This is a genomic window from Candidatus Delongbacteria bacterium (genome assembly GCA_041675285.1).
Classification (GTDB): domain Bacteria; phylum CAIWAD01; class CAIWAD01; order CAIWAD01; family CAIWAD01; genus CAIWAD01.
This window is the reverse complement of record JBAYTZ010000006.1, coordinates 169,726-182,815: the sequence shown is the minus strand read 5'-3', so window position 1 is coordinate 182,815 and position 13,090 is coordinate 169,726. Positions and strand designations below refer to the sequence as shown.

General features: G+C 66.4%; 11 protein-coding genes and 1 tRNA gene. 10 read left to right on the top strand and 2 right to left on the bottom strand.

What is annotated here, in order from left to right; genetic code table 11:
• The first annotated feature begins 4 nt into the window (after window positions 1-4).
• Together WC326_08035 and WC326_08030 are read left to right on the top strand one after the other, a co-directional pair.
• A complete protein-coding gene (locus tag WC326_08035) occupies window positions 5-220 on the top strand; it encodes a hypothetical protein (GenBank protein ID MFA7331005.1) in 216 nt (71 codons plus the stop codon).
• 14 nt (window positions 221-234) lie between these two features.
• Entirely contained in the window at window positions 235-801 is a 567-nt protein-coding gene (locus tag WC326_08030; GenBank protein MFA7331004.1) for a transglycosylase SLT domain-containing protein, read from the top strand.
• 154 nt (window positions 802-955) lie between these two features.
• Here the strand turns inward: WC326_08030 and WC326_08025 are convergent.
• Window positions 956-1,029, bottom strand: a tRNA-Arg gene (locus WC326_08025).
• Window positions 1,030-1,390: 361 nt separating this feature from the next.
• Between WC326_08025 and WC326_08020 the strand changes: the two genes are divergently transcribed.
• Window positions 1,391-3,106: a lamin tail domain-containing protein gene (locus WC326_08020; protein MFA7331003.1), complete on the top strand. Its 1,716-nt coding sequence runs from the start codon at window positions 1,391-1,393 to the stop codon at window positions 3,104-3,106.
• 168 nt (window positions 3,107-3,274) lie between these two features.
• The gene (locus WC326_08015) at window positions 3,275-4,981 is read left to right on the top strand and encodes a cation:proton antiporter (GenBank protein MFA7331002.1); all 1,707 of its coding nucleotides are present in this window, start codon (window positions 3,275-3,277) and stop codon (window positions 4,979-4,981) included.
• A gap of 105 nt (window positions 4,982-5,086) precedes the next feature.
• Here WC326_08015 and WC326_08010 read toward each other — a convergent pair whose 3' ends face one another.
• Window positions 5,087-8,836, bottom strand: coding sequence for a FlgD immunoglobulin-like domain containing protein (locus WC326_08010; protein ID MFA7331001.1), 3,750 nt, complete (start codon window positions 8,834-8,836; stop codon window positions 5,087-5,089).
• A 333-nt stretch (window positions 8,837-9,169) separates the two neighbouring features.
• Here WC326_08010 and WC326_08005 point away from each other — a divergent pair, with 333 nt between their 5' ends.
• The 6 genes from WC326_08005 (at window position 9,170) to acpP (ending at window position 12,996) form a co-directional block, all read left to right on the top strand.
• On the top strand, window positions 9,170-9,673 hold the full coding sequence (locus WC326_08005) for a DUF177 domain-containing protein (GenBank protein MFA7331000.1): 504 nt from the start codon (window positions 9,170-9,172) through the stop codon (window positions 9,671-9,673).
• 21 nt (window positions 9,674-9,694) lie between these two features.
• Complete coding sequence (gene rpmF, locus WC326_08000) at window positions 9,695-9,871, top strand: 50S ribosomal protein L32 (protein ID MFA7330999.1); 177 nt, start codon at window positions 9,695-9,697, stop codon at window positions 9,869-9,871.
• Between the two features lie 79 nt (window positions 9,872-9,950).
• The gene (locus WC326_07995; GenBank protein ID MFA7330998.1) at window positions 9,951-10,940 is read left to right on the top strand and encodes a beta-ketoacyl-ACP synthase III; all 990 of its coding nucleotides are present in this window, start codon (window positions 9,951-9,953) and stop codon (window positions 10,938-10,940) included.
• A 1-nt stretch (window position 10,941) separates the two neighbouring features.
• Complete coding sequence (fabD, locus tag WC326_07990; protein MFA7330997.1) at window positions 10,942-11,877, top strand: ACP S-malonyltransferase; 936 nt, start codon at window positions 10,942-10,944, stop codon at window positions 11,875-11,877.
• Window positions 11,874-12,608, top strand: a complete 735-nt coding sequence (fabG, locus tag WC326_07985) for a 3-oxoacyl-[acyl-carrier-protein] reductase (GenBank protein ID MFA7330996.1) — start codon at window positions 11,874-11,876, stop codon at window positions 12,606-12,608. Before fabD ends, fabG begins: the two co-directional genes overlap by 4 nt.
• Before the next feature lie 148 nt (window positions 12,609-12,756).
• Entirely contained in the window at window positions 12,757-12,996 is a 240-nt protein-coding gene (gene acpP, locus WC326_07980) for an acyl carrier protein (GenBank protein ID MFA7330995.1), read from the top strand.
• The last annotated feature ends 94 nt before the right edge of the window (window positions 12,997-13,090 follow it).

Sequence of the window (13,090 nt, the reverse complement as noted above, 5' to 3'; positions counted from 1 at the left end):
GACCATGCTGCAGCAACTCCTGCGCGCGGCCGCGGTGAACCTGGGCTACACGACCTTGACAATCTTACTGGCCGTGGGGCTGTGGAAGGCCGCCGACCGGTGGCTTTTCCCGGGCATCGACTTCATCCCGGAGGTGAAGAGGGGCAACGTGGCGGCGGCCATCCTGGCGGGCGTGCTGCTGCTCTTCTGCGCCCACCTGGTATCAGCGGGCCTGAACTGATGAGAGCGTCATTCGTGGCACATTGGACAAGGACGGCACTGCTTAGTGCCGCCCTTTGCACTACTCTGGCGGCAGCCAGCTGGACCACCCGATTTGACCCCCACTTCCAAAAGTACTCCAAGCGCTACTTCGGGGCAGACTTCGACTGGCGCTGGTGGAAGGCCCAGGCCATTGCCGAGAGCGCGCTGGACTCCACGGCGCGCAGCTGGTGCGGCGCCCAGGGCGTTATGCAGGTCATGCCCGGGACGTGGAGCGACCTGGCGCCCAAGCTCGGCCTAACCAATCCCTGGGAAGTGCGGCAGTCCATCCAGGCGGGCATCTACTACGACGCCCGGATGTGGGCAATCTGGAAGGCGCCCCGGCCGCTGGAGGAGAGGATCGCCTTCACGCTGGCCAGCTACAACGCCGGCGCCGGGCACATACTGAAAGCCCAGCGGCTGGTGCCGGCCGGCGGGAGCAACAACGAATGGACCCCGGTGGCAGCCAGGCTGCACCTTGTGACCGGCAAACACGCGGGCGAGACCCGCGGCTACGTGACGCGCATCCAGCGCCTGCACGTGCGGCTCAGCCACCCGCCGTAACGCGCCGATGTCTTTGCTTTCTCATTGAATGATGGGTCAGCGCCCTTTCCCGTTCGTTGGGGGAGGGCGCTTTTCATGTTGAAGTCGATGGGACCGGGATGGGACCGGGGGCAAAAAGAAAGGGTCCCGCGAGGCGGAACCCTTTGACTATCAGTGCACCCAAGAGGAGTCGAACCCCTAACCTTCTGATCCGTAGTCAGACGCTCTATCCAGTTGAGCTATGGGTGCAGGACCGAAACCACGGCTGAAAGGTCCACAAGGTAGGGCAGGAGCCGGGGGAAGTCAACGGTTGGCGGCGGGAATTGGCGGAATCCCCGCTGCATTGTCCTGACCAGGGGGGCTCAGGCTCGCCGGGAGACGCAACTTGGGGGATCTAAATCCTTTCTTTCACCTGACACGGCTCTAACACTTGCCCTTTAGCTTTGTTTTTGTCATTTCTCTGGCGACAGCGGTGCAAGCCGTTTCGTCAGCGGGCGGCCCTCAACCGCCTGTGCCCTTGCCTGAGCATGTGAACAACAGAGTTTGAATTGGACGCCGGTTGCCCTGCCGGCTCCATGGGGATGTTGCAACCAAAAGGAAGGATCACAGCATGAAGAACCGATTGATGGTATTGGCGCTGGTGGGACTGGCCGGGCAGACGATGGCCAGCGGCGTGTTCATCAGCGAGTACATCGAAGGCTCGAGCAACAACAAGGCCGTGGAAATCGCCAACGTGACCGGCGGGCCGGTCAGCTTGGCCAACTATCAGCTCTGGCGGGGCTGGAACGGTGGCGGCTGGACCAGCTTCACGACCCTGACCGGCACCCTGGCCAACAACGACGTCTACGTGTTGGCGAATCCCAGCGCCAATGCGGCGATCCTGGCCGTGGCCGACATCACCAACAGCAGCATCATCAACTGGAACGGCGACGACGCCGTGGGTCTGGCCGAGTGGGATGGCGCCGCCTTCGTCCTGGTGGACGTGATCGGCACGCCCAGCGTGGATCCCGGCACGGGCTGGATGGTCAACGGCACGACCACGGGCACCCTGGACCACACCATCATCCGCAACGCCAGCGTGTGTGACGGCGAGACGGATTGGGCCGTGGCCAACCTCGAGTACACGGTGCTGGCCAACGACACCTTCACTAATCTGGGCAGCCACGTGTCCGCCTGCGGCGCCGGCAATGTTCCCCCCGCGGTCAGCGGCATCAGTTATCTGCCGCAGCCGGTCCAGGCCGGCGACGGACTGGTGTTCACCGCCAACGCCAACGACAGCGACGGCACCGTCTCCATGGTCGTCCTCAATTACGGCCCCAGCGCGGGCAACCTGAGTTCCTCCATCTCCATGGATCCCTTGGGCGGCGGCGTGTACTCCAACAGCGCGCCCATCACGGCGCCCAATGCCTGCGAGCAGCTGTTCTACCAGGTGGTGGCCACGGATGACGATGGCGACACGGGCAGCTCGGCCGTCCTGTCGCTGACGGTCTTCTGCGAGCTGACCATTCCCCAGATCCAGGGCGGCGTCGCGGCCTCCCCGTACGTGGGCCAGGTCGTGACCACTGAGGGTCAGGTCTCCGTCGTGCAGTCCGCCACTTCCATGTTCATCCAGGACGACAACGGCCCCTGGCACGGGATCCAGGTCTTCGGCGCCCATCCGGGCGTGCTGGAAGGCGACCTCATCCGCGTGACGGGCACCATCCTCGAGTACAACGGCTTCACCGAGATCGCCGGCAGCCTGACCATCCAGGTGCTGGCCACGCCCGGCCCGCTGACCCTGGTGCCCCAGCTGCTCACGGTGGGCCAGGTTCTGGCCGAGGACTATGAAGGCGTGCTGGTGCGCGTGGAGAACACCACGTGCGTCGGCAGCGTCGACCCCAACACCTATTTGTATGACGGCATCGACCAGATCCTGGTCTACGCCCCGGGCTTCACGGGCGTCGAGGACGCGTGTTACAACGTGACGGGCGTGCGCTACGCCTATCAGGGCACCCCGGAGATCGCCATCCGCACCCTGGCCGACATCACCGAGTGCGGCGTGGTGGAAGGTCGTGACGAGCTGAAGACCTTCGCCCTGGGTCAGGCCTACCCGAACCCCTTCAATCCCAGCGCGCAGATCACCTTCAGCCTGGATGTGACGGCGGAAGCCCGCCTGAGCGTCTACAACGTGATCGGCCAGGAAGTGGCCGTGCTGGTGGACGGCCTGCTGGAGTCCGGCGCCCACGTGGTGACCTTCGACGCCGCCAACCTGCCCAGCGGCCTCTACTTCTACAACCTGCAGAGCGCGGGTCGCCAGCTGACCGGCAAGATGACCCTGGTCCGCTAAGCCCCTCGGCTGCCTGAATCTCAAAGCCCCCCGTGCCGCGTGCACGGGGGGCTTTCTCATGGAGTCTGTGTCGGTCAGGTTTCGGGAGCTATCTTGACCCCGCTTGTTCCCGTGACCAGTCCAGGTCATGACTGGTCGCTCCACCCAGATATCAGCAGCTGAGGCCCCGTGGAGACCCTGAACTCGCATCAGGTATTGGTCATGCTGCTCTCGTTCGGAGTGCTGCTGGGGTTGGCACGGGTGCTGGGCGAATTGGCACTCAAGCTGCACCAACCCGCCGTCTTGGGGGAACTGCTGGCTGGCGTGCTGCTGGGGCCCACGCTGCTGGGGGCGTTGGATCCGGGACTACAGACCTGGCTGTTTCCCGCCAGCGGACCCAACGCCTTGGCTCTGAGTGCAGTATCCACGTTGGCTATCGTCCTGTTTCTGTTGGTCGCGGGACTCGAAGTGGACCTGTCCATCCTGGCGCGCCAGGGACGTGTGGCCCCGCTGGTCGGACTGACCGGCATCGTGATTCCGTTCGGTTTGGGGCTGGGGTTGGCCGGTCTTTGGCCATCCTTGTTGACGTCGCCGATGGATCAGCCGCTCCTCACCGCCATGTTTTTTGCCACGGCCTTGTCCATTTCCGCGCTGCCGGTTATCGCCAAAACCCTGCTGGATCTTGGTTTGTATCGCAGCGATTTGGGCATGCTCTCCATCAGCGCCGCCATTCTCAACGACCTGGTGGGGTGGCTGCTCTTCGCTTTCATCCTGGGTTTGCTTCCTGGCGCGCATGCGCAGCAAGGCAGCATCTGGTCGACGGCCCTGTTGACGGTCTTGACCGTGGCCTTCATGCTCACCGCCGGTCGGTGGATGGTTCACCGCAGCCTGCCCTGGGTGCAGGCCTACAGTCGTTGGCCCGCGGGCGAGTTGAGTTTCGCGTTGATTCTGGCGTTGTTCGCCGGGGCCTTGACCGAATGGATCGGCGTCCACGCCATCTTCGGATCCTTCTTGGCCGGCGTGGCCATTGGGGACAGTTCCCATCTTCGCGAGCGCACCCGGGTCATCATCGACCAGTTCGTCAGTGTCATCTTCGCGCCCCTGTTCTTCGCCGGCATCGGGCTGATGGTGGACTTTGGAACTCAGTTCGATTTCAAGCTAACCGGAATCGTGCTGCTGGTGGCCTGCGTGGGCAAGTTGGCAGGAGGCTACCTGGGTTCGCGTTGGGGTGGCCTCCCCAGTCGGGATGCCTGGGCCGTTGGCTTCGCCCTCAATGCCCGCGGCGGGATGGTGATCATCCTGGGAGTCCCTGCCTTGCAGGCGGGGCTGATTGACGCCACGCTGTTCGTGGCGCTGGTGGTGACGGCATTGGTCACGTCGGCAATGAGCGGTCCTTTCATGCGTCTGCTCATCCGTCAGAGTCATGCGCCACGCTTGGCCGATCTGCTGGGCGCCCGCCACTTTCTGCCGAACATGGCTGCCACGACTCGTCAGGAAGGGATCGCGGAACTCTGCTCGGTCGCGGCCCGGGCGGCAGGCCTTGTTCAGGGCCAGTTGTGCGAAGTGGTTTGGTCCCGGGAGCAGTCCATGCCAACCGGATTGGGCAACCGAATTGCAGTACCCCATGCCCGCATGGAAGGGTTGTCTCGCCCGTTGGTGGTGCTGGGAAGGGCGCATCAAGGATTGGATTTCGATGCCCCGGACGGCAAACCGGCCCAGATCTTGATTCTCCTGCTGACCCCAAAAAATGATGCGGGAGTGCAGTTGTCCATCTTGTCGGAATTGGCGCATCTCTTTCACGGCGAGGAGCAGGTGGATCGGATGCTGAAGGCTCAGACCTACACGGAGGTCATCGCCTTGCTGAGGTCTCGCCCCCAACAAGCGGGATGGGTGTAACACGGCCACCCCGCAATTCTTGCTCTGACTTGGTCTGCGCCTCCGGCAAGAAAAAGGGCCCCCCGAATTGCGGGAGGCCCTGTCGTGGACGGATTCGGTCGGGCGTCAGCGCAGCAGCTGCATGGTGCGGGCCTGCTGGAAGCCCGGCGTGCTCAGGCGGTAGATGTAGACGCCCGAGGCCACCTGCTTGCCCTGGTTGTTGGTGCCGTCCCAGAGCAGCTGGTGCGGGCCCCAGGGCAGGGTCTGGCCGGAGAGCAGGGTGCGGACCAGCTGGCCGTTGATGTTGTAGACCTCCAGCGAGACCGGCAGCACTTCCGGCAGCACGAAGCGCAGGGTGGTGACCGGGTTGAAGGGGTTGGGCGTGTTGGTGCCCAGCGTGAAGCCGGTGGGCTTGCTCAGGCTGCTGACGTAGATGGACTCCGGATGGAACTCGCTGCTGCCGTCCAGATCCACCGCCTCCAGCCGGTAGCAGTAGACCACGCCCGGCTCGATGTTCGTGTCTTGCCAGCGGTAGTCCTTGCCCGCCGAGCTGTTCTCCTGGCCCAGCAGACCCTCGTCCTGATTCCAGTCCGCCAGGGGCGTGAAGGCCGTCAGGGCCGGGTGGATCCCCGCCTCGGGGGTCTCGGCGCGCCAGACCCGGAAGCCCAGGCTGTTCACTTCGGATTCCGTCCGCCAGACGAGTCCGTTCTGGCCGTAGCCGGCCGTGCCGGAGAAGACGCTGAACTCCACGGGCAGGGTCCAGTCGGCCGCGTTGCCCGGCTGGGGCCACGTGCCGCCGTGGCCCACCACGTCGTCCACGCCGTTCTGCAGGGTCACGGAGGACTCGCTGACCATCTCCATGCCCAGGTTCTGGGCCGTGGTGGCGCTGGCGCTGACGTCCACCGTCAGCAGCACGCGCACGGGGCTGCCGGCGGGCACCATCAGGCTCAGCCCGGTGAAGTTCGGGTTCACCGTGCCGGTCAGCGTGCTGCCCAACTGCGTGTCGGTGCCGGCGTCGTACTGGTCGTTGCCGTTGACGTCCAGCCACAGCTTGAAGGCCGAGATGTGCGTGGTGGTGGCGTTGGAGGAGGAGGTCTTGGTGAAGGCCAGGCGCGTCACCGTGATGGCGGCGCCGGCCATTTCAGCCGTCAGCTCCAGACTGGTCATCGTGTTGTTGGTGGTGTTGGGATGCAGGCCGCCGGCCCCCAGGTCGAAACCGCGCACGGTCAGCGTGGGGTTGACCACGTAGACCAGGCGGTTGCTGGAAATGGGCTTGCCGTCCGGCGTGTTGCCCTGGGAGTCCGTGCCGCCCACCCACCAGAACATGTAGTCATAGCCCGCGCCCTGGGCGTTGATGGTGGCGCCGTCGAGGTACTTCTGCAGGAGGCCGCCGCCCGTGGTCACGCTGGCGCTGTTCTGCACCGTGTAGCCCGAGTACTTGGTGGAGTCGTTGTCGAAGGCCCAGTAGACGGTCAGGGTCTCGCCGTTCTCGTCCACGGCCGCCTGCAGCATGTAGCCCGGGCTGTCCGCCTCGGCGTTGATGTGCGTGCGCCAAGCCGGCGTGGCGCTGCTCAGCGTGGGGGCGTTCACGATGATGTTCTTGACGCGCGTGCCCTGATTGGCGCCCAGGTCGCCGCCGATGTCGTAGGCGTCGGGCGTGGCCGTCAGCGTGATGCCCAGGGCCGTGAGGTTGCAGACGCCGCCCACGAAGTCCGTGGCCTCGTCCAGCACGGCGTCGCCGCGGGCGGTGATCAGGAAGCTGGTGACCACGCCGGCGCCCTGGGGGGTCACATCCAGGGTCAGGGGCTGGTCCGCCGCGTTGAACCAGGTGATCAGGTTCTGGTAGACGTCCTTGACGGAGACCGTGTTGGTGCCCGTCCAGGCCACGCCACTCTCTTGGCTGGCCGCCGCCAGACTGAAGTTCATCTGGTCCGGATCCAGCGCGTTGATCGTGATGTCGCTGGAGTTGGGATGATTGGCCACGCCCGTGGCCGTTGCGCTGATGGCGCCCGTGGTGCTGGCGTTGTAGAACTTGACCAGCAGGGCCGTGGTGTTCACGCCGTTCTCGAAGCTGACCGCCTTGGACGTGGTCCAGTTGGTCGTGTAGGCCGCGCCGCCCACCTTGATCTGCGGATTGTTGCCCGAAGGGCTGGCCACGGCGGTCTTGCCGAAGACCGTGCCCACGTTGTCCGTGTCGAAGTCGCAGAGGTAGTTGCTGGCGTCCACCACGTAGAGGTTGATGCCGAAGGCCGTGCCCGCATCGGTGGCCGTGGGCGTGCCCGTGATGCCCGTGCCGTCCACGAAACTCTGGCCCGGCATGGCCACCAGCACCTTGTTGGGGGCCCCGGTGACGATGGTCACGGCCAGGGTGTCGGCCAGCAGGCCGGCGGTGGCGGCCCGGACCTGATAAGCGCCCGGGGCCGAACCCGCGAGCCAGAAGGCGCCGCTGCTGGCGCTCTCGATGTCCAGGGTGGTGATGACGGGCGTGCCGTCGGCCTCGGAGGAGAAGGTGAGGGTGCCCGCGCCCGAAACCTTGCTCAGGCTGAGGGTGTGCGTGCCGCTCTCCGCGTTTCCGTAGGCGTCCGTGATGGTGGCCGTGGCCTGATCCTCGAAGGTGTTGACGGCTTCGCTGACGCTGCCGCTGAGCACCAGCCGCTGCTTGGCCTGGAAGTCCACGCTGGAGGACGAGGCGGCGGAATTGCTCAGGTCGTCGATGGCCAGCAAGCGGTAGTAATTGTACTGGGTGCCCACCGTCCAGGTGGCGCCGTAGGTTCCGTCCGTCACGTCGCTGTCCGTGGAGAGCGTGGTCCAGGAGGCGCCGTTGAGCGAGCCCTGGAGCGAGACGCCGGCCATAGAGGGATCGGTCGCGCTGGAGTTGGCCGAGCCGGTCCAGGCGATGCTGGCGCCGCTCAGGTCCGCCGTGGCCGAGGGATAGGTCATGGTCGGATTGGCCGGGGCGATCTTTTCCGTCGTGGCGGTCACATTGTGGCCGTCGGCCATCTCGTTGCCGGCCGCATCGCGCAACTCCGCGGCCGAGGCGTCGCGATCATAGGTCAGCGTGCCCTGCCAGTCGCGGTCGGGCAGCGAGGAGGCCAGGGTGAGCGTCCAGACAGTGGAGGAGGAGCTGGCCAGGCTGCTGCCGACGATGCTGCCGGCGATGCCGTCGCCCGTGACGCTGAAACTAGCGCCACAGTCGCCGCCCGACTCGCTCACGCTCTCCGCCACCTGGATGCGCAGGGTGGTCAGGCTGGTGGCGTAGCAGCCGGCCGTCACCAGAGTGGGGGGCGTGGAATCCGCCGCCATGTTGCCGAGGGTGAAGCCCGCGCCGGTCAGGGTCTCCGTGCCGGCGTGCATCACGTTGACCTCCGCCAATGAGACGTAGGTCTCGCTGACGGCGGCCTGGTGGATGCTCGTGCACTTGCCGTCCAGGTAGATGGTGAAGGTCAGGTCGCCCGCCTGCCACGTGCTGGGGGCGGCGACGTTGAAGGTCAGGCGCGACTTGCCGCTGCTGTTGACGCCGATGCTGATGACGGAGGCCTGGGAGTTGAGATAGCTGTAGTAGTTCTCCAGGTCCGCGCCCGCGGCGTCGGGGGGGTCGTTGGTGTTGGGGATGATGATGAATTCGTCGATGGGCGCCGTGGCGTTCCACGTGCCCCCGGACAGCACGGCCGTCACGGTCAGGGTTTCGTTGGGCGTGATGTCCTGATCCCCTGTGCCGCCCGAACCGTGGAAGAACAGACTGTCCAACGTGTACGTGGTCCGGAGAGGTTCGACTCCCCCCCCATCCTGGTCGCGGTCCGTCCCGATGCGCGCCCACGCGGCGGATGAAAGCAGGGACGTGCCGAACAGGATCAGGGCAAAGGCCAGTCGCTTCATGCTTCCCCCTTGGCCGTATCGAAAGTGTGTGATGCTCGAGTTCGTTTCGGAAAGCGCAGCTGTGGCGCTGACTTGGCTGGCAAAAATGTAGGACTCGGCGTCTCGGGGATCAAGGTTTGTGAAAACATCTGTGCCTGCTCCGGTGGGCGCCGAGTCGGGGGCCTTCGGCCCCACTCCGAAGAGCCCCCCTCGTCAGGGACTTATCGGCAGGCGCGGGCCGAACTTGATTCCCGCGCGCGCGGTCCGGGCGGGCGGAGGTCCAACGCGACCCGCGGGAAGGGAATCGCGTCCAGCATTGCGGTTGGCTCCTTCAGGGACTATATTTTGCGGCTCATGCGAATCGCGCTGATGGAACTGCGTCGCGGACTGGACGAGCTTGCGCTGGTCGGAACGCCTGACGAACTGAAGCTTCCCGGAGAGTGGTTCCGCCACCCCGTGGAAGCGCTTGTGCGTGCCCAGCCCCTGCTGGGCGGGTGGCGACTCAATCTGTCGCTGCAGACGCGCGTCCACCGGGTGTGCGACCGCTGCCTGGTGGAAGTGGAACAGTCCGTGAGCGAAGAGGACTCCTGTTTGATCCTGCCGGAATCCGAGCGGCCCAGCGAGGACGAGGAGGATCGGGTGCTGCTCTATGTGCCCGACCAGGAGTGGGTGGAAGTGGACCAGGTGGTGCGGGACGCCCTGCGGTTGTCCCAGCCTGAGTATTTCGTGTGCAGGCCGGAGTGCCGGGGCTTGTGCCCCGCGTGCGGCCAGGACTGGAACGAGGGGGAGTGCGGGTGCAGGCCCGCGGCTCCGGATTCCCCGTTCACCACCCTGGCCAACCTGCGCAAGCCGGTGTAACCAACCAGTCGGGAGTCGATCATGCCGTTGCCCAAGAAAAAGACCTCCAAGGCCCGTCGCGACCAGCGTCGTTCGCACCACGCCCTGACGCCGGTGGGGGTTTCCACCTGCCCGCAGTGCGGCCAGCCCAAGCTCTCCCACCGGGTCTGCCCCAATTGCGGCAGCTACAAGGGCCGGACCATCCTGGCCCGCGGCTAGCGACTTCGGGCCTTCAGGCCCCGACCGGATTGCCCGCAACCCGTCGTCGCTGGGCCTCCACTCAAGCAACGGAGGGCGCATGGCCCTGCGCGCCAAACTCTTGGGCACAGGTCGGGCCGTCGGTCCCACCTGTCTGACCAACGAAGACCTGTGCCGGATCGTGGACACCACCGACGAGTGGATCGTCTCGCGCACCGGGATCCGGGAACGGCACATCGTGGGTCCGGAGGACGGTCTCTGCACTTCCGACCTGTGCGCGGAGGCCGGCCGAAAGGCGCTGGCCGCCGCCGGCCTCGAACCCGGCGACGTGGATTTGATCCTGGTGGGCACGGTGACCGGGGACTGCAAGTTTCCGGCCACGGCCGTGTTCACCCAGGCCAAGCTGGGCGCGCGCAACGCCTCGGCCATGGACATCGCCGCCGCCTGCAGCGGGTTCGTCTACGGCCTGGAGCTGGCGGACGCCCTGATCCGCACGGGTCAGAAGAAGCACGTGCTGCTGATCGGCGCCGAGGTTCTGACCAGCATGGTGGATTGGACCGATCGCGGCACCTGTGTGCTCTTCGGGGACGCGGCGGGCGCCGCGGTCCTGGGACCCTCCGACGACGAGACGGGCGTGCTCTCCACCTACACCAAGAGCAACGGCGAACTGGCCGAGCTGCTCTGGGCGCCGGGTTGCGGCACGCTGCGCCGGCTCAGCCCCGAATCGCTGGAGAACAAGGATCACCTGATCCACATGCAGGGCCGCCACGTCTACGTGAACGCCGTCAAGTGCATGGCCGACGCCACCCAGCAGGCGATGGACCGCGCGGGCCTGACCCCCGCGGACGTGGATCTGCTGATTCCGCACCAGGCGAACATCCGGATCATCGAGGCCACCTGCGAGCGCTTCGGCTTCCCGCTGGAGAAGACCATGATCAACGTGGACCGCTACGGCAACACCTCGGCGGCCTCCATTCCCATCGCCCTGGACGAGGCCCTGGAGATGGGCCGCATCCACAAGGGCCAGGTGGCGCTGTTGACGGTCTTCGGCGGCGGCTTCACCTGGGCCGCCTCGGCCCTGAGGATCTGACATGCAGGCCGCCTGGATCTTTCCCGGCCAGGGAGCCCAGTACGTGGGCATGGCCGCCTCGCTGCTGGAATCTCACGCCGCCGCGCGCCGCCTCTACGACGCGGCCCGGGAGCGCACGGGCGTGGACTTCGCCACGCTCTCCACGCAGGGTCCCAAGGCAGAGCTGGTCAAGACCTCCAACACCCAGCCGGCCATCTACCTGCACAGCGTGGCCCTGGCCCTGCTGCTGCGCGAGCGCGGGCTGCGGCCCGCCGCCGTGGCCGGCCACTCCCTGGGTGAATACAGCGCCCTGGCCGCCGCGGGCTGGCTGGATCCGCTGGACGGACTGGCCCTGGTGCGACGGCGCGGCGAGCTGATGTATCAGGCCGGTCTCGATTGGGCGGGCACCATGGCCGCCGTCATCGGGGCCGAGCCCGAGCTGGTGAACCGGCTCTGTGACCAGGTGGTGGCCGAGGGCGAGGTGGTGCAGGCCGCCAATTTCAACTGTCCGGGACAGATCGCCATCTCCGGCTCGCTGGCCGGTGTGGAACGGGCGAGCGCCCTGTTGAAGGAAAACGGCGTGCGGCTGGTGAAGCGCCTGGAGGTCTCCGGCGCCTTCCACTCGCCCCTGATGGAAGCGGCCCGTGAGGGACTGCTGCAGGAGCTGGACCGGGTGGCCCTCCGGCCCGGCGACGCGCCGCTCTACTGCAACGTCAGCGGCGCGCGGGTGGAGGATCCCGAGGAGATCCGCCGCCTGCTGGGTCGCCAGCTGACCGAGACCGTTCGCTGGCAGTCGGCGATGGAGAACCTCCTGGCCGACGGGGTGGACGAGGTGTGGGAACTGGGTCCGGGGCGCGTGCTCTCGGGCTTGCTGCAGCGCATCGCGCCCACGGCGCGCAGTCGCGCCGCGGACAAGGCCGCCGAGTTGGACGCCCTGCTGGAAGGGGAAACGACATGAGTCGCAGGATTGTCTGGGTGACGGGCGGGTCCCGGGGCATCGGGCTGGAGATCGTGCGGGCCTTCGCCCAGCTGGGCGACAAGGTCTGGTTCAACGACCTGCGCGAAGACCAGGTCCGGGAGACCGAGGCTGCGCTGACGGCCGAGGGCTACGACGTGGCGGGCCGCGCCTGCAGCGTGACGGACTTCGCCGGCCTGGAGCGGCTGGTGGAGGAGATCGTCGCGCGGGACGGCCGGCTGGACGTGCTGGTCAACAACGCGGGCATCACGCGGGACGGCCTGATGATGCGCATGACCGAGGAGCAGTGGAGCCTGGTGATCCACACCAATCTCACCGGCTGCTTCAACACCATCCGGCACGCCATCAAGCCCATGATGAAGCAGCGCGGCGGGCGGATCGTCAACATCGCCAGCGTGGTGGGCGTGATGGGCAACGCGGGCCAGGCCAACTACTCCGCGGCCAAGGCCGGCGTGATCGGGCTGACCAAGACCATGGCCCGCGAGCTGGCCTCGCGCGGCGTGCTGGTCAACGCCGTGGCGCCGGGCTACATCGAGACCGAGATGACCGCCCAGCTCACGGAGGCGGCGCGCGGCGAGCTCACGCGCCAGATCCCGCTGGGCCGCACGGGCCAGGCCGCCGACGTGGCCGAGGTGGTGAAGTTCCTGGCCGGGCCGGCCGCGGGCTACATCACGGGCCAGGTTCTCCAGGTGGACGGCGGCATGCACATGTGATCCGCGCCGCGTGCGCCGGCGGACCCATGACGGGTCACAGATTGCGCGGAGCGGGTGCGGGGAGTTGGCGCCGGGTGATTGACCCCCAGCGCCCGGCGAACTAAGTTGAACGCAATTCCAGAGTGAAACCAGTCTAACAGGAGACATCATGTCCCAGCATTTCGACAAGGTCAAGACCATCATCCTCGAGGTCCTGGATCTGGATGACGCCTCCAAGGTCACCATGGACGCCTCCTTCGACAACGATCTGGGCGCCGACAGCATCGCCAAGTTCGAACTCATCGACATGCTGGAAAAAGAGTTCGACCTGGAGATCACCGACGAGTCGGCCCAGAGCCTGACCACGGTGGGCGCGGTCTGCAAGTTCCTGGACGAGCAGGTCGGCTGACCAGCGGGGCTGGAGATTCGCAGAATCATGGGGCGCTGACCACCGCGGCAGTGCCCCATTCCATTTCGCCCCGCGCCGCGCGGAGGCTGGAAGG